The following is a 23,521-nucleotide window of genomic DNA, read 5'->3' on the forward strand; positions in this document are numbered from 1 at the left end:
GGAGCCTCAGGCGCGTCGGAAATTGGGCTTCAGAACCCTCGCGCCCTCGCGCATCTCGTCGAGCTGATCCGACCAGTACTGCATCATCCGCACGCGCTCGTCCCAATATTCGCCGCGCGTGTAGGCACGCCGGATGGCGTTGGTCTCCATATGCGCGAGTTGGCGTTCGATGGCGTCGGGATTGAACTTGCCCGTTTCGTTGAGCAGCGTCGCCGCCATCGCCCGGAAGCCGTGCGCCGTCATTTCCTCCTGGCCGAACCCGAGCGCGCGAAGGGCCGCGTTGACCGTGTTCTCGGACATCGGGCGACGCGGCGAGCGGAAAGAGGGAAAGCAATATCGTCCTGTGCCCGTCAGCTCCCAGAGCTGCTCGAAGAGCGCGATCACCTGCGTGGACAGCGGCACGCGGTGCGGCCGTCGCATCTTCATCTTCTGCTCGGGGATGTTCCAGACCGAGCGGTCAAAGTCGAATTCGCTCCACTCGGCCTGGCGCAGTTCGCCCGGGCGTACGAACAGATGGGCCGACAGCCTAAGCCCAAACAGGGTGATGGCATGGCCGGTATAGCCCTCGATCGCGCGCATGAGCTCACCCGCGCCCTTGGGCGTGGTGATGGCAGCGAGATGCTTTGCCTTGGGAACGGTCAGCGCGCCGCGCAGGTCACGCGCCGGATCGGTTTCGGCCCGCGTGGTGGCGATGGCGTAGCGGAACACGCGGCTCAGCACGCTGCGCATCCGCCGCGCGCTTTCGTATCGTCCGGTTGCCTCGATCGAACGGAGCACGGCAAGCACTTCCTGGGCGGTGATCTTGGCGACGGGGCGGTTGCCGATCCTGGGATAGGCCTTGGCAAGCAGCCAGCGGATTTTGCTCAGGGTAATCTCCGCCATCCCTTCGCGTTCCTGCTTGGCAACCCATTCCTCGGCGACCAGCTTGAAGCTGTTTTCCTCGGACAGCATCGCGCGTGCCTCGGCGAGCTTGGCTTCGTACGAGGGATCGAGGCCGGCGGCGATCAGCTTGCGGGCTTCGTCGCGCCGCTCGCGCGCATCGGCGAGACCGACGTCAGGCCACGCGCCGAAGGAGAGCGTGCGCTGCTTGCCGAGATAGGCGTAGTTGAGACGCCAGAGCTTCGTGCCGTTCGGCTTGACGAGGAGATAGAGGCCGGCGCCGTCGGTGAGCTTGTATTCGCGCTCCCTCGGCTTGGCGCTCGTGACGGTCGTCGCGAAGAGTTTTCCCATGGTATCGGCCCGTCCATAAGGGGCCTTCGATACCATGCAGGGTACCATATTTGTTCCCGATTGGTGCCGGATCAGCCCTGATTTGACCGGACGGATATAACACAAAAAGCGGCTGAAATCAGCCGCTTTTCGGATGTTCCCGGACGTCGCCGGAAGAACAAATGGTGCCCAGAAGAGGACTCGAACCTCCACGACCTTGCGATCGCCAGCACCTGAAGCTGGTGCGTCTACCAATTCCGCCATCTGGGCACGGGGTAGGAGTGCGCCTCTAACGGCGACCTCAAATGCTGTCAACGCATTGTCTGTATTATTTTTTGGGTTTCGCAAAAAAGCCGGTTTTGGGGCAAAGCATGGCGTCTACAACAGGATGACCCGATCGATGACCGCCGCCGATGCCCCGCCGCTCCAATTCCTTGCCCGACCTGATGGCCTGCGCCTGGCCTATCGCTTCAGCAGCGGTGATGGCCCGACCCTGATTTTCCTGCCGGGCTATATGTCCGATATGGAAGGCGGCAAGGCGGTGGCGTTGCATCAATGGGCGCAGGGGCAGGGCCGGGCCATGCTGCGGCTCGATTATGCCGGCAACGGCGCCAGCGAGGGGCGCTTTGCCGATGGCACGTTGGCAAGCTGGCGGGACGACGTGCTGCTGCTGATCGACCAGTTGAAGCCGGGGCCGGTGGTGCTGGTCGGATCGTCGATGGGTGGCTGGCTGGCCTTGCTGGTCGCGCTGGCGCGGCCGGATCGGGTCGCAGCCATCGTCGGCATTGCCGCCGCGCCCGACTTCACCCAATGGGGCTTTACCGACGCGGACAAGGCGCTGCTGGCGACCGAGGGGCGGATCGAGGAGCCAACCCCCTATGGCGACCAACCCTATGTGACCACATTGGGCTTCTGGGAATCGGGACAAGCGCTGCGCCTGCTGGAGGGCGAGATCAGCTTTGATGGCCCGGTGCGGCTGCTCCATGGACAGGCCGACTCCGATGTGCCGTGGGACATTGCCCTGCGCACTGCTGCTCGCCTGCGTTCATCCGACGTGCAGACGCTGCTGATTAAGGACGGCGACCATCGCCTGTCGCGCGACGGCGACATCGCGCTGTTGATCGATACCGTCGCCAGCCTGTTGGACAGTCTCTGATGCCCTTTTTCCTGCCGATCCTGCTCCAGACCCTCGATCCCGAGATTGAGGCGGTGATGCGCCACAGCCGCCAGCGCAAGCAGGAAGAACGCGCCGCCGCTGCCGACAATGCCGCCGCTGCGGAAACAGCGAAGGCCAAGGCGGCGGCTGGCACGCCCGAGCGGGACGATGGCCGGATTCCGGTCCCCGCCAAATTCGCCGGTCCTTTCCAGGCGTGCCTCGACGCCGCGACCCAGTCGCCGGACGAGGGCGTCAGTTTCGCGCAGAAATGGCGGATCGACGGCGGCAGCTTCTATGCGCGCCATTGCATGGGCTTCGCCTATGCCCGCGCCGAGCGCTGGACTCCGGCTGTCGTCGCCTTCGAACAGGCGGCGGAGGAAGCTGAGCGCGGCAATGAGATGGCGCAAAGCGCGCGCCTGTGGGCGCAGGCGGGCAATGCGGCGCTGGCCGGCGGCGATGTCGCCAAGGCGCGGACCGATTTCGACGCCGCGCTGGCACGCGGCCTGCCCGATGGGCTGGAGAAGGGGGAGGTGCATCTGGACCGGGCGCGGGCGCTGGTGGCGCTGGGCGAAGTCGATGCGGCGCGCGATTCGCTGGACGTGGCGCTGGTGCAGGCGCCCAAAGACCCCTTGGGCTGGTTGCTGTCGGCCACGCTGGCGCGCCGGTCGGGCGATCTGAAGCTGGCGCAGGCGCATATCGCACGGGCCGTGCAACTGTCGCCCGACGACGCCTCCGTCGCGCTGGAGGAGGGCAATGTCGCGGTGCTCAGCGATCATGCGGATATTGCCCGATCGGCCTGGCAGCGGGCCGTTCGCCTATCCCCGGATTCGCCGTCGGGCAAGGCGGCCAGCGATAACCTGTCGCGGTTGCCGGCGGACAAACCGGCGGGCTAGCGATCCGCCAGCAAGACTTTGTCACGGAACGCCCTTTCCTCTGGCCCGTTCGTCGGATGCGGCGGGCCGGATGAAGGAGACGGCGAGATGGACAGCAAGATCAAAAATATAGTGGCGATCGGACTATTGGTCACGGGTGCGATGGCCACCAGCGCCTGTTCGCGCGGGGCGACGCGCGGCGGGTTGATCGGCGGTGCGGGCGGCGCGGTGGTCGGCAGCGCGACCGGCCTTGGCACCACCGAAGGCGCGATCATCGGCGGCACGGCGGGCGCGATCATCGGCGACAAGAGCGATTGTTCGCGCAAGGACCGCCGCCGGGGCCGCTGCTGACCCCGCGCCGCCTTTCTATTTCAGGTAGAAGTCGACGGTCGTGACGACGCGCACCTTCTTGTACGGCGTGTCGCTGCCGCCGTCGCCGCCTTCGCCGTCGCGGGCGTCGATCGAGAAATAGCCCTGGGTCGCGCTCTTGATGCCGCCCACGCCCGCGCCGCTATCTTGGGCGAATTGTTCGGCGGCGGCGCGGGCATCCCTGGTGGCGGCGGCGACCATCTGCGGCTTGACGTCGTTCAGCCTGGTGAAGCTGTAGCGCATCCCTGATCCCTCTTGCAGCGTCACGCCGCGGCGGACGAGGTCGAATTGCTGGGCGACGGCCTTCTGCGCGCGGGCGATATCCGTCGTGCGCAGCAGCATCCGCTGGGTGATGGTGATCGTGTTGACGCCATTGTTGAGATATTGGTTCACCCCCGCGCCGACCGGCTTCAGGTCGTCCGGCCGGAAGCCAAGGCTCTTGAAATATGCCTGCAATTCCCTGGTATTATTGTCGATTTCGGTGCGCACGCTGGGCAGGTCGAAACCGGTGGCCGAATAGCTGATCGACCAGGTGGCGAGGTCGGCCGTCACATCTTTTTCGGCCAGCCCCCGGACCGTGACCGACCGGTCGGCTGCCTTGGCGCGCTTCAGCCCGTCCCCCAGCAGATAGCCGCCGCTCACCACGCCCAGGGCAAGCAACGCCGCCGCTCCCAGAAAAACCTTGTCTCGCCCATCCAACATCATGCTGCTTTCCTCTTCCGTCCGGTGATGCGCGACCTTATCTTGGGGACATATCTGCCAATCCATAGATGAACCGTTGCTTTATGGCGACGAACGGAGAATCAGACTTGCCCAAATTTCTGCACAGCATGATCCGCGTGACTGACGTGGACAAGACCAAGCATTTCTTCGAATTGCTGGGCCTGAAGGAAGTGAAGCGGTTCGATAGCGAACAGGGCCGTTTCACGCTGGTTTATCTGGCGGCGCCGGGTGATGAGGATGCGCAGGTCGAACTGACCTATAACTGGCCGGCGGCAGATGGTAGCCCGGCCGAAATCTATGATGGCGGGCGCAATTTCGGCCATATCGCCTATCAGGTCGAAAATATCTACGACACCTGCCAGACGCTGATGGATGCGGGCGTGACGATCAACCGGCCGCCGCGCGACGGGCATATGGCCTTCGTCCGCACCCCCGACGATATCTCGATCGAATTGTTGCAGGACGGGCGGCTGGAACCGGCCGAACCCTGGGTATCGATGCCCAATATCGGCAGCTGGTAAGCCAATGCTGGAGGTCGTCCGCATCCCCGTTCTCAACGACAATTATGTCTGGCTGCTGCATGATGATGCCAGTGGTCAGACGGTCGTGGTCGATCCGGCAGTGGCGGAGCCGGTGCTGGAGGCGGCTGCGATGCGGGGCTGGACGATCGACCAGATCTGGAACACCCATTGGCATGGCGATCATGTCGGCGGCAATGCGGCGATCAAGGCGGCCGCCAAAGCCTGGGGCGGCTGCATCATCACCGGCCCGGCGGCCGAGGCTGGGAAGATCGGCACGCTCGACCGGACGGTGGGGGAGGGCGACAGCGTTCGCATCGGCGATCATGTCGCCACCGTGATGGCGGTGCCGGCCCATACCGCCGGGCATATCGCCTATCATCTGGCGGAGGATCATATCGTCTTCGTCGGCGATACGCTGTTCGCCATGGGCTGCGGGCGCCTGTTCGAAGGAACGGCGGCGCAGATGTTCGCCAATATGGCGCGTCTGGCTGCCCTGCCGGACGACACGATCGTCTATTGCGCGCATGAATATACGCTCTCCAACGGCCGCTTTGCGCTGGGTGTCGAGCCGGACAATGTCGCGTTGGCGCGGCGGGTCGCTGCGGTGGAAGCGGCGCGGGCGCGGGGCGAAGCGACCGTGCCGACCAGCATCGGACAGGAGCGGGCGACCAACATCTTCATGCGCGCGGTCGACGTGGCGCAACTGGCCGCCCGCCGCGCCGCGAAGGATGCGGCCTGACGGTTTTTATCCTATACTGCCGTCCTGTCGGCATGATGAGGCGGAGAGTCGCAATGCGTGCGTGGATGATGATGGCACCCCTGTTGGCAGCGGCCGGCACTTTGGGGGGCTGCACCGGCAGCTATGAACCCAAACCCCTGACACCCAAGCAGACGGCGGACCTGGACAAGGCGCTGGCGGGCAAGGTGGCCGGCGAGAAGGTCAGCTGCATCAACCGGGAGCCGCAGACCAACCTGACGGTGATCAGCAATAATGTGCTGCTTTACCGGGTCAGCAAGAAGCTGGTCTACAGGAACGACCTGATCGGCAGTTGCAACGGCCTGACCTTCGGCGACACGATGATCGTGCGCAGCTTCGGCTCGCAATTGTGCCGCGGCGATTTCACCACCACGGCCAATCTGCAAACCGGCATGACATCAGGCGCCTGCGCGCTGGGGGATTTCATCCCCTATCGCACGCCCAAGCCCTGACGCCTCATCCCTTGTACAGCGCATCCAGACGATCCGCATAAAGTTTGCGGATCACATGGCGCCGGATCTTCATGGAGGGCGTCATCTGTTCATTCTCGATCGAGAAGGCTTCGTCCGCCAGAATGAAGCGGCGGACCCGCTCGATCACCGACAGATCGTCATTCACCCGGTCGACCGCCGCGCGTAACGCCGACTGATAGGCCGGGTTGGCGGCCACGCTGTCCAGCGCCACGCCCTGTTCGATCGCCCATTCGCGGGTCCATTCGGCGTCCGGCACGATCAGGCCGACCAGATAGGGGCGCCGGTCGCCATGGACCATCGCCTGGCCGATTTCGGGCTGGAGCGTCAGCATCCCCTCCACCTTCTGCGGGGAGACATTGTCGCCCTTGTCGTTGACGATCAGGTCCTTCTTGCGGTCGGTGATGCGGATGCGGCCGCGCGCGTCGATCTCGCCAATGTCGCCGGTATGCAGCCAGCCATCCTTCAGCACCTTTTCCGTTTCCGTGGGATTGCGCCAATAGCCGTGCATGACCAGTTCGCCGCGCACCAATATTTCGCCATCCTCGGCGATCTTCACCTCCACGCCGTCGAGCGGCGGGCCGACCGTATCCATGGCGATGCCGGCGGCGGGGCGATTGCAGCTCACTACTGGCCCCGCCTCGGTCTGGCCATAGCCCTGAAGCAGGGTCAGGCCCATCGCGTGGAAGAACAGACCGACATCGGGATTGAGCGGCGCGCCGCCGGACACCAGCGCCTTCATCCGGCCGCCGAAACGCGCGCGCACCTTGGGGATGAGGGTGCGGGCGAGCAGCGCCTTCATCGGCAGGTCCAGGATCGATCCCTTGCCCGCCTGCTCCTTCGCCGCGATGCGCAGCGCCTGATTGAGCAGATAGGCCGGGAACTTGCCCTGCTTCTCGATCGACTTGATGATGCGGGTCCGCAGCACTTCGAACAGGCGGGGGACGACGACCATGATCGTCGGCCGCGTCTCCTCGATATTGGAGGCGAGCTTCTCCAGCCCTTCCGAATAATAGATTTGTCCGCCCAGCAGCATCGGCAGGAACTGGCCGCCGCTATGCTCATAGGCGTGGGACAGCGGCAGGAAGGAGAGGAAGACTTCGTCGTCCCAGCCGAAATCTTCCGCCACGACCTTACCCGCGCCCTCCACATTGGCCAGGATCGCGCCATGATGCTGCATCACCCCGCGCGGGGCGCCACCGGTGCCGCTGGTGTAGATGATGCAGGCCTGATCGTTACGGGTCGCGCTCTGGCTGGCGGCAACGGCATCCACATCGGCCGCCGGATCGCTGGCATGGGCGGCGATCAGGTCGCTCCACACATGGCAGGCGCATGTGCCCTGCGCCCCGCGCAGAGGCTCCATGCCGATGACGAAGGCGGCTTGCGAGCGCACCACCGCCGGCATCAGCGCCTGCGCCAGCTTGGCGGTCGACACGATCACGGCGCGCGCGCCGCTGTCGGTCAGGATATGCTGGTGATCGCGCGTGGTGTTGGTGGTGTAGGTCGGCACGGTGATGCAGCCCGCCGCCATGATGGCGAGGTCCGCGATGCAGAATTCCGGGCGATTCTCGCTGACCAGCATCACCGGATCGCCGGGCTTCAGCCCCTGCGCCTTCAGCGCGGCGGCGAGGGCGGCGACCTGCCGCGCAACCTCGGTCCAGCTCAGCGATTGCCATTCTCCGCCGCTCTTGCGCCACAGGAAGGGCGTATCGCCCTGCTCCTGCGCGCGAACGAAGAACATGGTGACGAGGCTGGGAAATTTCTCGATGGCCCTCAAGGCTCGACTCCTGCGGTTTTCCGGCGCCTCTGACGTGCGCCTGCATGATCGGCAAGGCTATAATAGCGCCTTGCCGTAACGACCATGCTTTTCCGATGGTTTCCTTTAATCGAAAAGACCGTCCTGCGCGCCTGCGGGCGGATTGAGGCCCAGATGCTTCCAGCCCGGCCCGTTGAGGCAGCGCCCCCGCGCGGTGCGGGCGATCAGGCCAAGCTGGATGAGGTAAGGTTCGATCACTTCCTCGATCGTGTCGCGCGCTTCGGACAGGCCTGCCGCCAGCGTTTCGACCCCCACCGGACCGCCGCGATAGATATCGGCGATCATCATCAGATAGCGCCGGTCCATCAGGTCGAGGCCAAGCTGGTCGACCTCCAGCCGGCGCAGCGAAGCATCGGCAACCTTCGCATCGACGGTGGGCGCGCCCGCGACATTGGCGAAGTCGCGCACCCGGCGCAGCAGTCGCCCGGCGATACGCGGCGTACCGCGCGACCGGCGGGCGATCTCGATCGCGCCGTCGGGGGTGATGGGCAGGTCCAGCAGCCGGGCGGCGCGACGCACCACCAGTTCCAGTTCCTCGACCGTGTAGAATTGCAGCCGCACCGGAATGCCGAAGCGATCGCGCAGCGGCGTGGTGAGCAGCCCCTGCCGCGTCGTCGCGCCGACCAGCGTGAAGCGCGGCAGGTCGATCCGCACGGAGCGCGCCGACGGCCCTTCCCCGATCATCAGGTCGAGCGCGCGATCCTCCATCGCGGGATAGAGAACTTCCTCGACCGCCGGATTGAGGCGATGGATTTCATCGACGAACAGCACGTCGCCCTCATCCAGATTGGTGAGCAAAGCGGCCAGATCCCCCGACTTGGCGATGACCGGGCCGGATGTGGCGCGGAAGCCCACACCCATTTCCTTGGCCACGATCTGCGCCAGCGTGGTCTTGCCGAGGCCGGGAGGGCCAAAGAACAGCACATGGTCCAGCGCATCGCCCCGCGACTTCGCCGCCTGAATGAAGATGCGCAGATTTTCGCGCGCAGCCTGCTGCCCGACGAACTCGTCGAGCGACTTGGGTCGCAACGCCGCGTCGACATCCTCGGGACGGCGGGCAGGGGTGAGGAGGCGGTCGTCAGTCATGGGCAATCCGATGCCGGCAACTTAGCCATGATTTCGGCCAGAATATCTCCAGGCTCGGCATCCAGAACGCCAGAGGCCTCGCCTTCCGCAATCATCGCTTTCAGCCATTCGATCTCATTCTGCTCGTCCATCACTTCATCCCGTCATGCTGAACTTGTTTCAGCATCCATCGCGCGGCACCGCCTGACTGAGAGGCGGCAAGCCCAACCCTACCGCCAGATCGGCCCAGTGCGTATTTTCGGATTCGATCAGGTTGATCTTCCATTGCCGATGCCAGCGCTTGAGTTGCTTCTCCCGCCCTATCGCCTGCTCCATCGTATCGCATGGTTCGTAGCGGACGAGCATATGCACGCCATATTGCCGCGTGAAGCCCGGCAGCGCATCGGTGCGATGCTGCATCAGACGGGCGAGAAGGTCTGATGTGACGCCGATATAGAGCGTACCATAGGGCTGACTGGCAAGGATGTAGACGTACGGTTCCTTCATCCGCCCCTCGCTCCGGTGATGGTGGCATAATGGATGCTGAAACAAGTTCAGCATGACGAGTAGGCAGAAACCTCACTTCGCCGCCTTCCGCAGCGCCAGCCGCACCAGTGCGTCGAGGCTGGCGCCATCGCCCAGTTCTTCTTCGGCCGCGGCGACGGCAAGGCTGGCTTCATGGGGCTTGAAGCCCAGATTCTGGAGCGCGGACAGGGCGTCCGCCGCGAAGCCGCCGGTCGGCAATACGGCAATGCCGCCCACGCCAATCGGGCCGCCGGTCGCGACCGCGCCGATCTTGTCCTTGAGTTCATTGACGATGCGCTGGGCGAGTTTCGGGCCGACTCCGTTCGCGCGCGCCACCATCGCCTTGTCTCCAGCCGCGATGGCGCGGTGCAGGTCGTGCGGCTCCAGCGCGGAGAGAATCGCCAGCGCCACGCGCGATCCCACGCCCTGCACATGGGTCAGCAGCCGATACCAGTCGCGTTCCTCGGCGCGGGCGAAGCCGACCAGGCGGATGGCGTCGTCCGACACCAGCATTTCGGTGTGGATCGTCACCGCTTCGCCTACCGGACCCAGCGCCGCGAGCGTACGCGAGGACGCGCCGACCAGATAGCCCACGCCACCCACATCGATGATCGCATGATCGATGCCGGTGCTGTCCAGCAAGCCCTTGAGTTTCGCGATCATCTGCCTTGCCCCTTGGCACGCTGCCCTTTGGTCATGATCTGTTCTTTACAGCCTGTCGCGCGCCACGCCAGTCAAAAGCGCGGCACCTTTTCCCATCCCATGCGTAGTGCAGCGCGACTTTGCCAAACAAGAGGATGGCCGTATGTTGATGACTGCCCCCGTGCTTTCGCCGAAAGATTTCGAATTCCCCTCGATCATGCTGTCGGGCGTGGTCGACCATGGCATGTATCTGCATTTCAAGAATTGCCTGTCCACCGCGCCGCAGACCGGGCTGGTGGTGGTGGAACTGTCCACGCTGGGCGGCGATCCGGAAGTCGCCCGGCTGATGGGCGAGGATATCCGCTTCCATTCGGACCTCTATCCCGAACGGCGGCTGGTGTTCATGGGCCGCACGGCGGTCTATTCGGCCGGCGCCACCTTCATGAGCTTCTTCGCGACCGAGAATCGCTATCTGACGCGCGGCACGCGGCTGATGATTCACGAACGGATCATCACCAAGTCGATCCAGCTGGCCGGCCCGCTTTCCAGCTGCATCGCAACGCTCAAGGCGACTCTGAACGAGATCGAATCGTCGATCGCGATCCAGAATGAGGGGTTTGAGAATCTGATCCTGGGATCGCAGGTGACGATGGAGGAACTGCTGCAAAAGGCCCCGGAAAACTGGTATCTGGAAGCCAATGAGGCGCAGGCGCTCGGTCTGATCGCGGGCGTATTGTAAAAGCCTTGCCAGGGGAGCCGCATGCGCCTTTGATAGCCGCCATGCGCTCCCCCACGCTCTTCCCCTGGCGCTATGGCATGTTCCTGGCGCTGCTCGTCCTGATCGGTCCGCTGCTCCTTCTCCTGCCCTGGCACGAAGCGGTGATGGCGGGCTTCGATGGCGCGGCGATCGCGTTCATGCTGTCGGTGATCCCGCTGATCGATGCCGACCCCGCGTCGATGCGGCGCAAGGCGCTGACGAACGACGCCAATCGCGGCCTCATGCTGCTGCTGACCGGCATCGTCAGTCTGGTGATCCTGGTCGCGGTGGGCGTGGCGACCAGCCAGCATGGCGGGCCGGACGCGATCAGCATCGCGCTGCTGCTCGCGACCTTGCTGATCGCCTGGCTCTTTTCCAACCTCGTCTACGCCATGCATTATGCCCATATCTTCTACCTGCCCGGATCGGGCGGGAAGGGTCAGAGCGGGAAGGACAGGGGTGGGCTGGATTTCCCGGATACGGAGGAGCCGGGCTATTGGGATTTCCTCTATTTCGCCTTCACGCTGGGCATGACATTCCAGACGTCCGACGTGTCGATAGGGTCGACGGTGATGCGCCAGACGGTGTTGTTCCAGTGCCTCGCCGCCTTCCTGTTCAACCTCGGCATCCTGGCCTTCACCATCAATGTGCTGGGCGGATCAGGCGGCTGATTCCCAGCGCCCCGGCCCGTCATGGCCAGCTTCATCATCGGCATCGTCGCGCAAAACGGCAAGACTTTCCCACCAGGCTTCCTCGGGCTGGCGGAAGGTTGCCACATGGCCATGGCGTGGCCGCGCGCGCCAGATCCGGCCCTTGCGATAGAAATGCCAGCGCGAATCGCAGTTGAGCGGAATCTGCTCGAAAGAAGGCGGCCCATCGGCGGGATCATCGACCTGTCGCAATTGCCCGGGAACCTCACGGACGCTGCCATCGGGAAACTGCACGGCGATGGACATGGACTTTTTCCTCTTATCGGGCCCGCTCGGTCTGCATAACGATCTGAAATTACTTCGGTTCACCGGGCTTCACCGCTTTTGCGACGAATCGCCGACGTCAGGCCCTCTCCTGCCTTCATGGCTTGATTACGAATCTTTGCTAAAGGCTGATGACGATGAGCAAGGCCGATCCCTGTCCCAAGTCCGCCGTCAGCCATGGCGTCGGCATCGCTGGCCTGATGGGCCTTGCCGTATGGACGCTGGTGGCGCGCCATTATGGCATGAACGGTCCCAATGCCGGGCTGGCCGCCGTGGTCGCCTGTGGCCTGCCGATGGTGCTCTGGTCGCTGATCGTCGACAAGGTGCATCGCAACGCTTCGACCGGCATCGACTGGCAGGCTGCCCCACGCCCGCTGCGTGACGTGCTCGACACCAGCATCGTCAAGATCGCCGGGCTGTGGGCGACATGGCTTGCCATCGCCATCTTCTACTGCATCGCGCGCTGGTACTGGAGCGGCAGCTATCGCTTCTCGATGGACCTGTTCATGGCCGCCGCGCCCTGGCTGCTGGCGGCGTCCATCCCCTATATGCTCTGGATCGACCGGCGACTGACCGACCCGAAGGATGCCTGCTACAGTTTCGGGCAATGGGTGATCGGCGGCGCGGCCGGCGCGCCCGACATGGCGCAGGTTGCCCACCATGCCCGCGCCTGGGCGGTGAAGGGCTTTTTCCTCGCCTTCATGGTGTCGATCGTGCCGGGCAATTTCGCCAGCGTGGTGGAATGGCGGATCGACCATGCGCTGTCCAATCCGGTGGCGCTGGCCGGTTTCCTGATCGCGGTCATGTTCATGATCGACGTCTGTCTGGCGACGGTCGGCTATATATTGACCTTCAAGCCTCTCGATTCCCACATCCGCACCGCCAACCCCTTATTGGGCGGTTGGCTGGCGGCTTTGATGTGCTACCCGCCCTTCGTGCTGATGGGCGGCGGCGGCCCGCTCGATTATCATGCCGGCGGCGCGGAATGGGATTATTGGACGCAGGGATCGAGCGCCCTGCAATGGCTGCTGGGCGGCTGGCTGGTGCTGCTGACGGGCATTTACGCCTGGGCGACGGTGGCGTTCGGCATCCGCTTTTCCAACCTCACCCATCGCGGCATATTGACCCATGGTCCCTATCGCTGGACGCGTCACCCGGCCTATCTGTCTAAAAACCTGTTCTGGTGGTTTTCCGCGCTGCCCTTCCTGACGGTCAGTGGATCGCTGACGGACATGGTGCGCAATTGCGCGATGCTGGCCCTGACCAACGCGGTCTATTATTGGCGGGCGAAGACCGAGGAGCAGCATCTGGGCGCTGACCCCGATTACCGCGCCTATAGCGACTGGATGGAGCGCAACGCGCCCGTCCCGCGCTTCTTCGCCTGGGCGACCGGGAAGAAGCGCGCGACGATGGCGGTCACGACGCAGCCAGCGGAATAAAGTGCTCCGGCGAAGGCCCGAGTCCAGTTCCGCCGTGGCGCTTTATATAGAGGGTGGAACTGGATTCCGGCCTTCGCCGGAAAACAGCACTGCCTAGAAACTTTCCTCGCCATAGACGCGGCTCAGGTCGCCGCCCCATTCGCCATGATAGCGTTCCAGCAGCCGTTCGGCGTTGGTCTTGCCCGAAGCGACCACTTCGTCGAGGAAGGACAGATAGCCGGTCTCATTGTCGCCCGCGCCGTTGAGGCGATTGCGTGCGGCAAGGCCCGACCGGGCAATGTCCACCACTTCCTTCGCAATGTCGCGCAGCTTGGCGCCACCGCCGATCGGCGCGTCGAGGCCCAGCTTGGGCACGCTATCGCGCAACAGCTGCCGTTCTTCCATGCTCCAGTCCTTGACCACGTCCCAGGCCGCATCGAGCGCGCCTTGATCATAGAGCAGGCCGACCCACAAGGCCGGCAGCGCACAAATGCGGTTCCACGGCCCGCCATCGGCGCCGCGCATTTCCAGGAAGCTCTTCATCCGCACTTCGGGGAAGGCGGTGGAGAGGTGATCCTCCCAATCCTTCTCGGTCGGCTTCTCGCCCGGCAGGACGGACAGCTTGCCGTCAAGGAAGTCGCGGAAGCTCAGACCCGCCGCATCGATATAGCCGCCGTCGCGATAAACGAAGTACATCGGCACATCGAGCGCATAGTCGGCATAGCGCTCGTATCCGAAACCATCCTCGAACACGAAGGGCAGCATGCCGGTGCGGTGCGGATCGGTGTCCGACCAGATATGGCTGCGATAGGAGAGGAAGCCGTTAGGCTTGCCGTCGGTGAAGGGCGAATTGGCGAACAGCGCCGTCGCCAGCGGCTGAAGCGCCAGAGACACGCGGAACTTCTGCGCCATGTCCGCCTCGCTGCCATAGTCGAGGTTGGTCTGGATGGTGCAGGTGCGCAGCATCATGTCCAGGCCCATCGACCCCACGCGCGGCATGTGCCGCAGCATGATGTCATAACGGCCCTTGGGCATGATGGGCAGCTCTTCGCGGCTCTTGTCCGGCCACATGCCCAGGCCCAGAAAGCCCAGGCCCAGCATGTCGCCGACATATTTCACCTGCTCAAGATGGCGGCCGGTTTCGGCGCAGGTCTGGTGCAGATTGTCGAGCGGCGCGCCGGACAGTTCCAGTTGCCCGGCCGGCTCCAGGCTGATCGTGCCATCGGCGCCGGACAGGGCGATGATATTCTCGCCCTCGAACACCGGGCTCCAGCCATAGCGGGTCAGGCCGATCAGCAGCGTGTGGATGCCGCCTTTTTCCTCATAGGCCGGGGCGTGATGATCCTTGCGGCTATAGACGAATTTCTCATGCTCGGTACCGATCCGCCAGCGTTCCTTGGGCTTTTCGCCCTTGGAAAAGGCCGCGATCAACTGGTCGCGGCTTTCGATGACGGGATCATGATCCCCGGAGTCGGTTCTAGTGCTCATGCCCCGCCCTTAGTGCTTCCCCAACGCGCGTCAAATAAGAGCGCGCGGCCGACAGATAAGTTGCGCCTATCAAGAGCGCAATAACATGGCGAAATGAAACTATTCCCAATCGCCATTGATCGTCATCCACGCTGCCGTCGCTGCGATCGCAGCCGTCTCCGCGCGAAGGATACGCGGGCCGAGCGATACCGGCACTGCGTCCGGCGTGGCGCGGATAGCTTCGCGCTCAGCCGGATCAAAGCCGCCCTCCGGTCCGACCAGAAAGGCGGCGGGGCCGGGATGGGCGCGCAGCGTCGCCTCCAGCGGGGCGCCGCCCGTCTCATCTGCGAAAAAGAGGTGGCGACCGGCCGGCCAGCTTTTCAGCAAGATGTCCAGCTTCACCATCTCGGTGAGTTCGGGCAGCGCGGTGCGCCCGCATTGCTCGGCCGCCTCCACCAGATGGGCGTGCAGCCGGTCGAGGTTCAACTTGTCCACAACGGCCCGACGGGTCAGCACAGGCTGGAGCCGGGCGACGCCCAGTTCGCACGCCTTCTCTGCGATCAGGTCGATCCGTCCCTTCTTGATCGGCGCGCAGCAGAGCCAGAAATCGGGGACATGCTCGGGCGGTTTCGTCTGGCTGATACATTCCAGCACCAGATCGCGCTTGCGGATATCGCGCACCCGCGCCGCCCATTCGCCCGATCGGCCGTCGAACAGCAGCACGATATCATCGGGCTTCACCCGCATGACGCTGATCAGATAATGGGCCGGATTGCCGTCTACCGGCACGGCGACGCCTTCGCCCAATTGGGTTTCGACATGCAGGCGCGGGGCGCTTTGCGAGGGCCAGGCGGGGGTAGCGGTCATCTCGTCTCTTGTCTTGCCGGATACATGTTCTTCCCTAAAGAGAAGCATGGCCCTTCGACAAGCGTTAGGGCGGACGGAGTCGCAGTTGAATCAAAGCATCGTTCCCGACAGTGAAGCGCGCGGCCTGCTCGCGCGGTTGCCGGATACCCCCCGCACGCTGGCGCAACTGGCGCGATTCGACCGGCCGATCGGCTGGTGGCTGCTCTTCTGGCCCGGCGCATGGGCGGTCGCGCTGGCCGGTGGAGGCTTTGCGCGCTGGCCGCTGATCGGCTGGCTGCTGCTGGGCAGCATCGCGATGCGCGGCGCGGGCTGCGTCTTCAACGACATTGTCGACCGTGATCTCGACCGGAAGGTCGCGCGCACCGCCGCGCGTCCGCTGGCGAGTGGGGCGATGGCGGTCAGGACGGCATGGTTGTGGCTGGTGGCGCTGTGCCTCATCGGCCTGATCGTGCTGCTGCAACTCACTTTTTATGCCCAGATTGTGGCGTTGGGCAGCCTGGCGCTGGTCGCCGCCTATCCGTTCATGAAGCGAATCACCGGCTGGCCGCAGCTGTGGCTGGGCCTCGTTTTTTCCTGGGCGGCGCTGGTGGGCTGGAGCGAGGTGGCGGGCGCACTCACTTTGCCGGGCCTTCTGCTCTATGCAGGCAGCATTTTTTGGGTGGTGGGCTATGACACCATCTACGCGCTACAGGACCGGGAGGATGACGCGCTGATCGGCATCGGCTCCAGCGCCCTGTCGATGGGGCGGCATGTGCGCGGCGGGGTGACGCTGTGTTACGCACTGGCACTGACGCTCTGGGCCTGTGCAATATGGCAAATACGCCCCCAATCGTTAGCCTTGGCAGCCCTGCTGCCTATGGCCGTCCATCTGCTGTGGCAGGTGGGCACCCTGAAAGAAGATGGAGTCGATCCGCTGCGTAAATTCCGGTCCAACCGTTTCTCCGGTTTCCTGATGTTTCTGGGCTGTCTGGTCGTGGGGAGCGCATCGCTTTGACGCCGCAACCGGGTACGGACTGCTGGCGGATAGCCCGCGCCGAAAAGGCCAGCGTCATCATCGACGCGGACAATTATTTCCGTCAGGCCCGCGCCGCCATGATGAAGGCGACGCGCCGCATCATGCTGATCGGCTGGGATTTCGATCCGGCGATCAGCCTGCTGCGCGAAGATGAGGCGAAGGATGGCGCGCCGGTCGTCATCGGCGATTTCATCACCTGGCTGGTGGAACGGACCCCGGGACTGGAAATCTTCCTGCTGCGCTGGGATGTGGGCGCCATGAAATCGATGGTGCGGCCCTCGCATCTGGTGACGACTTTGCGCTGGATGGCGCATCCGCGCATCACCGTGAAGCTGGATGGCCATCATCCCCCGGCCGCATCCCATCACCAGAAGATCGTGGTGATCGACGATTGCTTCGCCTTCTGTGGCGGCATCGACATGACCGGCGACCGATGGGACACGCGCCACCATCGCGATGAAGAGCCGGGGCGGCTCCATCCCGATGGCACACCTTATGCCCCCTGGCATGATGCGACGACGGCATTGATGGGACCGGTCGCTGCCGCGCTGGGCGAACATGCGCGCAATCGCTGGGTGGGGGCGGGCGGAGATCCGCTGGAGCCGGTCGACGGCGTGCAGGATTGCTGGCCGGACCATCTGCCGGTGCAGTTCGAGGGCGTCGATGTCGCCATCGCCCGCACCGCGCCCAAGATGGACGATCAGGAGGAACTGACCGAAATCGAGCAGCTTTACCTGCACCAGATTGCGGCGGCGAAGCACCGCATCTACGCCGAAAGCCAATATTTCGCCTCCCGCCGCATTGCCGAGGCGATCGCCAAGCGGCTGGTCGAGCCGGACGGCCCGGAAATCGTCATCGTCAATCCCGAACAGGCTGATGGTTGGCTGGAACAGCAGGCGATGGACTCCGCCCGCGCCCGCCTGTTCGAAGCATTGAAGGCGCGCGACACCCATGGTCGCTTTCGCATCTATCACCCCTTCACCAGTCGCGGCGTGCCCATCTATGTCCATGCCAAGATATTGATCGTGGACGACCGGCTGATCCGTGTCGGCTCCTCCAACATGAACAACCGATCGATGCGGCTGGACACCGAATGCGACGTCTGCATCGACACCGCGCTGCCCGGCAATGACGGGCGGCAGGCGACGATCCTGAAGATCCGTGACGACCTGATCGCCGAACATCTCGACCTGCCGGCCGAGCGGGTGTCGGCGGTGATTGCCGAACGCGGCCTGATCGCGGGGATCGAGGAATTGCGCCAGAAGCCCGGCCGCACCCTGCGCCCCTATGTGACGCCCGACCTCAACGAGGTGCAGCAATGGATCGCCGACCATGAGGTGCTGGACCCCGAAGGGCCGGAGGAAATGTTCGAACCCGTCAGCGAACGGGGCCTGTTCCGCCGGATGAAGGGCTGGTTCGGGCGGGGTTAAAGCGCGGCCAGCGCTTCGGCGATCCGCCCCACCGCGACGTCGAAGCCCTCCGCCTGCTGCGCGAAGCCCAGTCGCATATGGGCGGGATGGCCGAAACAGTCTCCCGGCGCGAGCAATACGCCCTGCGCCGCGAGACTCTGGCAAAAGGGGCGGCTGTCTCGGCCGTCCACCAGCCAGGGGAAGGCGGTCGTCCCGCCCTCCGGCCGCACCCAGTCAAGCCGACCGCCCGATTCCGACACCAGCCTGTCGAGCATCGCGATATTATTCTGCGCGACTAAACGCAGCCGCGCGAGAATGGCTTCGCTGTGCTGCAAGGCCTGCGTTGCCAGCCGTTCCAGCAAAGGCGAACTGCTGATCGTGAAATAGCTGCGGGCGTCGACGATCCGTGCGCGCCGGTCGGCGTCAGCATCGATCAGCCAGCCCGTGCGCAGCCCCGGCAGCGACAGCGCCTTGGACAGGTCGCTGGTGACGATGACATTGGGAATGCCGGCGGCCGAAGTCTGCGGCGCGGCGAAATAAAGCGGGTGATAGACTTCATCCACCAGCAACGGCACGCCGCGTTCGGCAAGGGCGGCGGCCAGCGCCTCGATTTCGGCGCGCGGCATCACAGTGCCGGTCGGATTGTGCGGCGTGTTGAGGATGACCAGCGCCGTGTCGGCATCGACCTGCGCCAGGATCGCGTCGGCGCGCTGCGCGAACCTATCCGACCGCTCCAGCCGATAGCTGCGTGCTGAGAGTCCCCAGGCCTGCGCCACCGCCGCATAGGCAGGATAGCCCGGATCGGGCAGGACGATATTCGCGCCCGGCTGTGCACTCAGGCAAAAGAGGATCGATAGCGCTTCCGACGATCCGGTGGTGGCAATCACCGCATCCGATTCCACACCGTGAAAGGCGCCGATCGCTTCGCGCAACGGTCGGCTGCCTTCGGGCGGCGCGTAGCTCAGGACAATGTCGTCGATAGCCAACGGTTCCGCACTCAGCGCACACAGGTCCGCAACGCTCCAGCGCGGGCCGGTGCTTGATGCCAGATTATAAGCGATCGGCGGGGTCGCGAAATCATAGCTCGACAGCCAGTGATCGAGGGCGAAGGGGGGCAGTTGCACCATGGGCATTCCTTGTCGTTGCGCCGCGATGCTGATGCGCCATCACGGCAGGAACAAGGACCGATCGGGGCGGGCTGGCCTTATTCCGACGCCAGCAAGGCCTCCGCGCCGTGCAGGTTGACCGATACCAAGCGGCTCACCCCCCGTTCGACCATGGTGACGCCGAACAGGCGGTGCATGCGCGCCATGCTGACGGCATTGTGGGTGACGATCAGGTAACGGGTGTTGGTCTGCGCCACCATCGCGTCCAGCAGGTCGCAGAAGCGTTCGACATTGGCGTCGTCCAGCGGCGCATCGACCTCGTCCAGCACGCAGATCGGCGCGGGATTGGTCAGGAACAGGCCGAAGATCAGCGCCACGGCGGTCAACGCCTGCTCGCCGCCCGATAGCAGGGTCAGCGCGGCCAGCTTCTTGCCCGGCGGCTGGGCCATGATTTCAAGACCGGCTTCCAGCGGATCGTCGCTGTCGATCAGTTCCAGATGCGCCTGTCCGCCATTGAACAATGTGGTGAACAGACGCCGGAAATGGCCGTCCACCGCCTCGAACGCGGCCAGCAACCGCTGCCGCCCCTCGCGATTGAGGCTGCCGATCGACCCGCGCAACTGATTGATCGCCTGCGTCAGCTCCGCGCTTTCGGCACGGCTGGTTGCCTGCGTGGCTTCCAGTTCCTCCAGTTCCTGCGCCGCGACCAGATTGACCGGGCCGATCCGCTCGCGTTCGATCACGAACCGGTCATGCTCTGCCTGTTCGGTCTGGGCCAGCCGCATGTCCGCACTGGAAAAGCCCAGTTTCTCCGGCAGCACCGGCGGCGGGCATTCGAACCGTTCGCCCGACAGGCGATTGGTTTCGATCCGTCGTTCATCGGCCGCTTCGGCACGGGCGACGGCGGTGGCGCGGGCTTCCCGTGCCGCGGCCAGCGTTTCGCCCGCCTGCGCGGCCCGCCCTTCGGCACTGCGCAGCGCGCCTTCCGCTTCCATTTCGGCGTGGCGGGCGTGATCGGCGGCGTCGGTCAGCGCGCTGCCCCGGTCGCTCAGATCGGTGATCGCCCGCGCCAGCGCATCGGGCTGCGCCTCGATCGCGGCGTGCTCGGTCGCAATCTCTTCCGCCCGGTCGACCATGGCGGCGATGCGCTTGGCGGCCTCCCCGGCGCGGGCGCGCCATCCCTTCGTCTCGGCATCGGCAGCCGCCTGTCGCTCGCGATCGCTGGACAAAGCGCGGTCTGCCAATGCCTGATCGGCCTGCAACTGGCTGACGGCGGCGCGGGCCTTCTCGCTGGTCTGCACCAGCGCAGCGACCAGCGTCCGGGTTTCCGCACCATCGGGCACAGTGGCGCGCGCCGTCCCGGCCTTGTCATGCTCGGCCTGCGCGGCGGTCTGATCCCGCCGGGCTTCGGCCAGTCGTTCCTCTATCCCTTCGCGCCGCCCGGCCAGTCGCTCCAGCGCCGTCGTCGCTTCGTCAGCGGCGCGCAGCGCGGCGCGCAGCCGCTGATCGGCCTGCGACAATGCCGTCCGACCCGCCGCCAGGGTCTGCGCTGCCGCCTGCTCGCGCGCCTTGGCCTCCTCCTGCGCCGTGGCGGCACCATCCACCTCCGCCTGTGCAGCGGGGCGGGCGGCAGCAATCGCCTCCAGCCGGTTAAGACGGATTAGTCGCTCGGCCGCCGCCGCGCCGCCTTCCAGCGCGATATAGCCGTCCCAGCGGCGCAACCGCCCGTCCAGCGTGACGATCCGCTGCCCGACCGCCAGGGACTGGCCGTCATCCTCCTGCGCCACCGCAACCTGCGCCAGACGCCGGGCAAGTTCCGTCGGCGCGCTGACATGGGTGGCAAGCGCGGTCGTCCCGACAGGCAGCGCCGGATCGGCGGGCAGAGCATCGGCCCCGGCCCAGCGCCTTTTGCCCTCGGCCCCGACCGGCGCTTCCAGATCGTCGCCCAGCGCGGCCGCCAGCGCGCGTTCATAGCCGGGCGTCGCCTTCAGATGATCCAGCGCGCGGCTGCGCTGGCCGCTGCCGCTATCGATGGCCCGCTTCAGCGCCGCCGCCTCGCTATCCAGCGCCGCCAATCCCGCGCGGGCAGACGCCAGCGCGGCTTCGGCGCTGGCGCGCGCTTCAGCGGCTGTCTGCCGATCACGATCGGCGGTCTGGATAGTAGTTTCGGCCGCATCGCGATCGGCCCCGGCCTGCGCCTGCGCATCGATGGCGGCGGCACGCTGCGCTTCCAGCGGCGCCGCGTCGGGCAGGGCGCCCGCTTCGGCGGCCAGTCGCGCCACATCCCGTTCCGCCCGGTCCAGCCGGCTGCGCGCTGCCGTCAGAGCCGCCTCCGCGACCCGCAATTCGGCCTGTTCCGCCGCCTGTTTCGCCATCGCCTTGGCCAGGTCCAGCTCGGTGTCGCGTGCAGCCGCTTCGGCCGTAGCGATACGCACGGCAAAATCGGGGCGCAGCTTTTCGGTGTCCGCGATCCGCGCCTTCAGCGTCGCGATCTCGGCGGTCAGCCGGGCGATGGCATCCGCCGCATCATTGGCCAGCGTCCCTTCGCGCGCCCGGTCTTCTTCCAGCCGCTTCGCCTGCTGGGCCAGATCGGACAGACGGCGCACCACCGAGTCCCGCTCGGTCCGGAGCGCCGCGAGCCGGTGGCCGGCTTCATTGGCGGCATCGCGCGCTTCTTGCGCGGCGGCGCGGCGGTCGGCGAGTGCGGCGACGGCGGCCTGCGCATGGGCGGCGGCGGCCATCTGCCCCTCCTGCGCGGCCGATACGGCGGAGTCGGCCTGCTTTGCCTCCGCCCGAGCGGCTTCCGCGCTGGCATTGGCCTCCCGCCACCGGGCAAACAGCACCCGCCCTTCGGCGACCCTGATCTGGTCGGACAGGCGGATATAGCGTTCGGCCGCCTTGGCCTGTCGCCGCAAGCTGGACGCCCGGGCGTCCATGTCGATCAATATTTCGTCCAGCCGCGCCAGATTGGCCTCGGCCGCGCGCAATTTCTGCTCGGCATCCTTGCGCCGGACATGCAGGCCGGCAATCCCCGCCGCTTCCTCCAGCATGGCGCGCCGTTCCTGCGGCTTGGCGGCGATGACGGCGGCGATGCGCCCCTGGCTGACCAGCGCCGGGCTATGCGGTCCGGTCGCGGCGTCGGCGAAGACCAGCGCCACATCCTTGGCCCGCACATCCCGGCCATTGGCGCGATAGGCGCTGCCCGCGCCGCGTTCGATGCGGCGCGTGACTTCCAGTTCGCCGTCCGCGCCCACATCGACCGCATTGAACAGCTCGCCCTGTTCCTGCACGGTCAGCAGCGAGACTTCGGCAAAGTCGCGCTGCGGCCGGCTGGTGGTGCCGGCGAAGATCACATCCTCCATGCCGCCGCCGCGCATGGATTTGGCGCTGGATTCGCCCATCACCCAGCGGATGGCTTCCAGCAGGTTGGACTTGCCGCAGCCATTGGGGCCGACAATGCCGGTCAGGCCCGGTTCGATCCGCAACTCCGTCGCATCGACGAAGCTCTTGAAGCCGGAGAGCTTGAGGCGCTTTATCTGCACGGCATCGTGCCGGGGCAGCCTGCCGCCCCGGCCTTCCTATGCGCGCGCGCTGATGTCAGCCCCCCCTGCGCCAATCAGAGTCCCGCTTCCTTGAGCTTGGGCTGCAACGTCGCCCAGGTGGCGGTATTCTGCACCACCACTCCGTTCAGGACGAAGGTCGGCGTGCCTTCGATATTATACTGGCTGTTGGCCGCTTCCACGCCCTTGGCCAGCTTGGTCGCGGCCGCTGTGTCGGCCAGGCACTGCTTGGCCTGATCGGCGGAAATGCCGCGCTGCTGGGCGAATTCGACCAGTCCGGCAATCTGGGCGATGGCGCCGGGGCGCTGCGGCGCGGGCAGTTGCTCGACCGCCTTGAACGCCGCGTCATTGCCCTGCACCTTGTCGAACATCGCGCCCTGATTGGCGAAAAACTGTTCCGACAGCGGATAGAAGATGTCCTTGCCGCCGCACCGGGCCAGCAGCGCGGTCGACAGGTCGATCGGATCGCGCAGATAGGGGCGGAATTCGAAGCTCATCTTGCCGGTGTCGACGATCTTCCTGATCTCTTCCGACGCTTCTTCGGAGAAGGCCTTGCAATGGCTACAGGTGTAGGAGCCGAACTCGATCAGCTTCACCTTCGCATCGGGATTGCCCATCAGATAATAGCCGTCCGGCGTCTCGGCGAGCGTTTCGGACCAGCTGGTGCCGGCAGGCGCGGCCACGGCGGCAACCGGCTCACCGGTCGGCTTGGCGCCTTCCTCGCTCTTGTTGCAGGCGGACAGGCTGAGGCTCAGGGCGATAAGGGCGATACCGGAAAGGGCTTTCACGACGGGCAAGGCTCCGATGATGGCTATGGGGAAGG

At 65.3% G+C, this 23,521-nt stretch carries 24 protein-coding genes and 1 tRNA gene; 11 read left to right on the forward strand and 14 right to left on the reverse strand.

Features of this window, described 5'->3' with window-relative positions; translation table 11 throughout:
• Positions 1-6: 6 nt before the first annotated feature.
• Both BMX92_RS12885 and BMX92_RS12890 read right to left on the reverse strand, forming a co-directional pair.
• Positions 7-1,230, reverse strand: a complete 1,224-nt coding sequence (locus BMX92_RS12885) for a tyrosine-type recombinase/integrase (RefSeq protein WP_093017292.1) — start codon at positions 1,228-1,230, stop codon at positions 7-9.
• A 162-nt stretch (positions 1,231-1,392) separates the two neighbouring features.
• Positions 1,393-1,479, reverse strand: a tRNA-Leu gene (locus BMX92_RS12890).
• A 130-nt stretch (positions 1,480-1,609) separates the two neighbouring features.
• On the opposite strand from BMX92_RS12890, the gene BMX92_RS12895 reads away from it, so the two are divergent.
• The 3 genes from BMX92_RS12895 (at position 1,610) to BMX92_RS12905 (ending at position 3,588) form a co-directional block, all read left to right on the forward strand.
• Positions 1,610-2,365 (forward strand): alpha/beta fold hydrolase, encoded by a 756-nt coding sequence (locus tag BMX92_RS12895; RefSeq protein WP_093017294.1) that lies wholly within the window; start codon positions 1,610-1,612, stop codon positions 2,363-2,365.
• Positions 2,365-3,258: a tetratricopeptide repeat protein gene (locus BMX92_RS12900; protein WP_093017069.1), complete on the forward strand. Its 894-nt coding sequence runs from the start codon at positions 2,365-2,367 to the stop codon at positions 3,256-3,258. The genes BMX92_RS12895 and BMX92_RS12900 overlap by 1 nt, the downstream gene beginning before the upstream one ends.
• 87 nt (positions 3,259-3,345) lie before the next feature.
• On the forward strand, positions 3,346-3,588 hold the full coding sequence (locus BMX92_RS12905) for a hypothetical protein (RefSeq protein WP_093017072.1): 243 nt from the start codon (positions 3,346-3,348) through the stop codon (positions 3,586-3,588).
• A gap of 15 nt (positions 3,589-3,603) precedes the next feature.
• Here BMX92_RS12905 and BMX92_RS12910 read toward each other — a convergent pair whose 3' ends face one another.
• Entirely contained in the window at positions 3,604-4,311 is a 708-nt protein-coding gene (locus tag BMX92_RS12910; RefSeq protein ID WP_093017296.1) for an SIMPL domain-containing protein, read from the reverse strand.
• A 104-nt stretch (positions 4,312-4,415) separates the two neighbouring features.
• Between BMX92_RS12910 and BMX92_RS12915 the strand changes: the two genes are divergently transcribed.
• From BMX92_RS12915 to BMX92_RS12925, 3 genes are read left to right on the forward strand one after another with little or no spacing between them, the layout of a single operon-like run.
• A complete protein-coding gene (locus BMX92_RS12915) occupies positions 4,416-4,850 on the forward strand; it encodes a VOC family protein (RefSeq protein ID WP_093017298.1) in 435 nt (144 codons plus the stop codon).
• Between the two features lie 4 nt (positions 4,851-4,854).
• Complete coding sequence (gene gloB / locus BMX92_RS12920) at positions 4,855-5,589, forward strand: hydroxyacylglutathione hydrolase (protein ID WP_093017074.1); 735 nt, start codon at positions 4,855-4,857, stop codon at positions 5,587-5,589.
• Positions 5,590-5,642: 53 nt separating this feature from the next.
• Positions 5,643-6,059: a hypothetical protein gene (locus tag BMX92_RS12925; protein WP_093017076.1), complete on the forward strand. Its 417-nt coding sequence runs from the start codon at positions 5,643-5,645 to the stop codon at positions 6,057-6,059.
• 4 nt (positions 6,060-6,063) lie between these two features.
• Here BMX92_RS12925 and BMX92_RS12930 read toward each other — a convergent pair whose 3' ends face one another.
• The 5 genes from BMX92_RS12930 to ruvA all read right to left on the reverse strand — a co-directional run bounded on the left by BMX92_RS12930 (position 6,064) and on the right by ruvA (position 10,146).
• A complete protein-coding gene (locus tag BMX92_RS12930) occupies positions 6,064-7,818 on the reverse strand; it encodes an AMP-dependent synthetase/ligase (RefSeq protein ID WP_093017078.1) in 1,755 nt (584 codons plus the stop codon).
• A gap of 141 nt (positions 7,819-7,959) precedes the next feature.
• On the reverse strand, positions 7,960-8,979 hold the full coding sequence (gene ruvB / locus BMX92_RS12935; RefSeq protein WP_093017080.1) for a Holliday junction branch migration DNA helicase RuvB: 1,020 nt from the start codon (positions 8,977-8,979) through the stop codon (positions 7,960-7,962).
• Complete coding sequence (locus tag BMX92_RS28015; protein WP_256213415.1) at positions 8,976-9,110, reverse strand: ribbon-helix-helix domain-containing protein; 135 nt, start codon at positions 9,108-9,110, stop codon at positions 8,976-8,978. The genes ruvB and BMX92_RS28015 overlap by 4 nt, the downstream gene beginning before the upstream one ends.
• Positions 9,111-9,138: 28 nt before the next feature.
• Positions 9,139-9,465 (reverse strand): GIY-YIG nuclease family protein, encoded by a 327-nt coding sequence (locus BMX92_RS12940; protein ID WP_093017082.1) that lies wholly within the window; start codon positions 9,463-9,465, stop codon positions 9,139-9,141.
• 72 nt (positions 9,466-9,537) lie between these two features.
• Positions 9,538-10,146: a Holliday junction branch migration protein RuvA gene (ruvA, locus tag BMX92_RS12945; RefSeq protein WP_093017084.1), complete on the reverse strand. Its 609-nt coding sequence runs from the start codon at positions 10,144-10,146 to the stop codon at positions 9,538-9,540.
• A gap of 142 nt (positions 10,147-10,288) precedes the next feature.
• Here ruvA and BMX92_RS12950 point away from each other — a divergent pair, with 142 nt between their 5' ends.
• On the forward strand, positions 10,289-10,864 hold the full coding sequence (locus BMX92_RS12950) for a peptidase S14 (protein WP_093017086.1): 576 nt from the start codon (positions 10,289-10,291) through the stop codon (positions 10,862-10,864).
• Between the two features lie 41 nt (positions 10,865-10,905).
• Positions 10,906-11,553: a DUF1345 domain-containing protein gene (locus BMX92_RS12955; protein WP_093017088.1), complete on the forward strand. Its 648-nt coding sequence runs from the start codon at positions 10,906-10,908 to the stop codon at positions 11,551-11,553.
• On the opposite strand, the gene BMX92_RS12960 is transcribed toward BMX92_RS12955, so the two are convergent.
• Positions 11,542-11,838 carry a hypothetical protein gene (locus tag BMX92_RS12960; protein WP_093017090.1) on the reverse strand — a complete coding sequence of 99 codons (297 nt, stop codon included), beginning with the start codon at positions 11,836-11,838 and terminating at the stop codon, positions 11,542-11,544. The genes BMX92_RS12955 and BMX92_RS12960 overlap by 12 nt on opposite strands.
• Before the next feature lie 155 nt (positions 11,839-11,993).
• On the opposite strand from BMX92_RS12960, the gene BMX92_RS12965 reads away from it, so the two are divergent.
• Complete coding sequence (locus BMX92_RS12965) at positions 11,994-13,295, forward strand: methyltransferase family protein (protein WP_093017300.1); 1,302 nt, start codon at positions 11,994-11,996, stop codon at positions 13,293-13,295.
• A gap of 93 nt (positions 13,296-13,388) precedes the next feature.
• On the opposite strand, the gene BMX92_RS12970 is transcribed toward BMX92_RS12965, so the two are convergent.
• Positions 13,389-14,762: a glutamate--cysteine ligase gene (locus BMX92_RS12970; RefSeq protein ID WP_093017092.1), complete on the reverse strand. Its 1,374-nt coding sequence runs from the start codon at positions 14,760-14,762 to the stop codon at positions 13,389-13,391.
• Positions 14,763-14,861: 99 nt separating this feature from the next.
• The gene (locus BMX92_RS12975) at positions 14,862-15,608 is read right to left on the reverse strand and encodes a 16S rRNA (uracil(1498)-N(3))-methyltransferase (protein ID WP_093017094.1); all 747 of its coding nucleotides are present in this window, start codon (positions 15,606-15,608) and stop codon (positions 14,862-14,864) included.
• 85 nt (positions 15,609-15,693) lie between these two features.
• Between BMX92_RS12975 and ubiA the strand changes: the two genes are divergently transcribed.
• Both ubiA and BMX92_RS12985 read left to right on the forward strand, forming a co-directional pair.
• A complete protein-coding gene (gene ubiA, locus BMX92_RS12980; RefSeq protein ID WP_093017096.1) occupies positions 15,694-16,602 on the forward strand; it encodes a 4-hydroxybenzoate octaprenyltransferase in 909 nt (302 codons plus the stop codon).
• Positions 16,599-18,053 carry a phospholipase D-like domain-containing protein gene (locus BMX92_RS12985; protein ID WP_371262322.1) on the forward strand — a complete coding sequence of 485 codons (1,455 nt, stop codon included), beginning with the start codon at positions 16,599-16,601 and terminating at the stop codon, positions 18,051-18,053. The genes ubiA and BMX92_RS12985 overlap by 4 nt, the downstream gene beginning before the upstream one ends.
• Here BMX92_RS12985 and BMX92_RS12990 read toward each other — a convergent pair.
• The 3 genes from BMX92_RS12990 to BMX92_RS13000 all read right to left on the reverse strand — a co-directional run bounded on the left by BMX92_RS12990 (position 18,050) and on the right by BMX92_RS13000 (position 23,486).
• Complete coding sequence (locus BMX92_RS12990) at positions 18,050-19,159, reverse strand: pyridoxal phosphate-dependent aminotransferase (RefSeq protein ID WP_256213416.1); 1,110 nt, start codon at positions 19,157-19,159, stop codon at positions 18,050-18,052. The two genes, BMX92_RS12985 and BMX92_RS12990, sit on opposite strands and share 4 nt — an antisense overlap.
• Positions 19,160-19,236: 77 nt before the next feature.
• A complete protein-coding gene (gene smc, locus BMX92_RS12995) occupies positions 19,237-22,680 on the reverse strand; it encodes a chromosome segregation protein SMC (protein WP_093017100.1) in 3,444 nt (1,147 codons plus the stop codon).
• Between the two features lie 74 nt (positions 22,681-22,754).
• The gene (locus BMX92_RS13000) at positions 22,755-23,486 is read right to left on the reverse strand and encodes a thioredoxin domain-containing protein (RefSeq protein ID WP_093017102.1); all 732 of its coding nucleotides are present in this window, start codon (positions 23,484-23,486) and stop codon (positions 22,755-22,757) included.
• Between the last annotated feature and the right edge of the window lie 35 nt (positions 23,487-23,521).

Source organism: Sphingobium sp. YR768 (genome assembly GCF_900111125.1).
Lineage (GTDB): Bacteria > Pseudomonadota > Alphaproteobacteria > Sphingomonadales > Sphingomonadaceae > Sphingobium.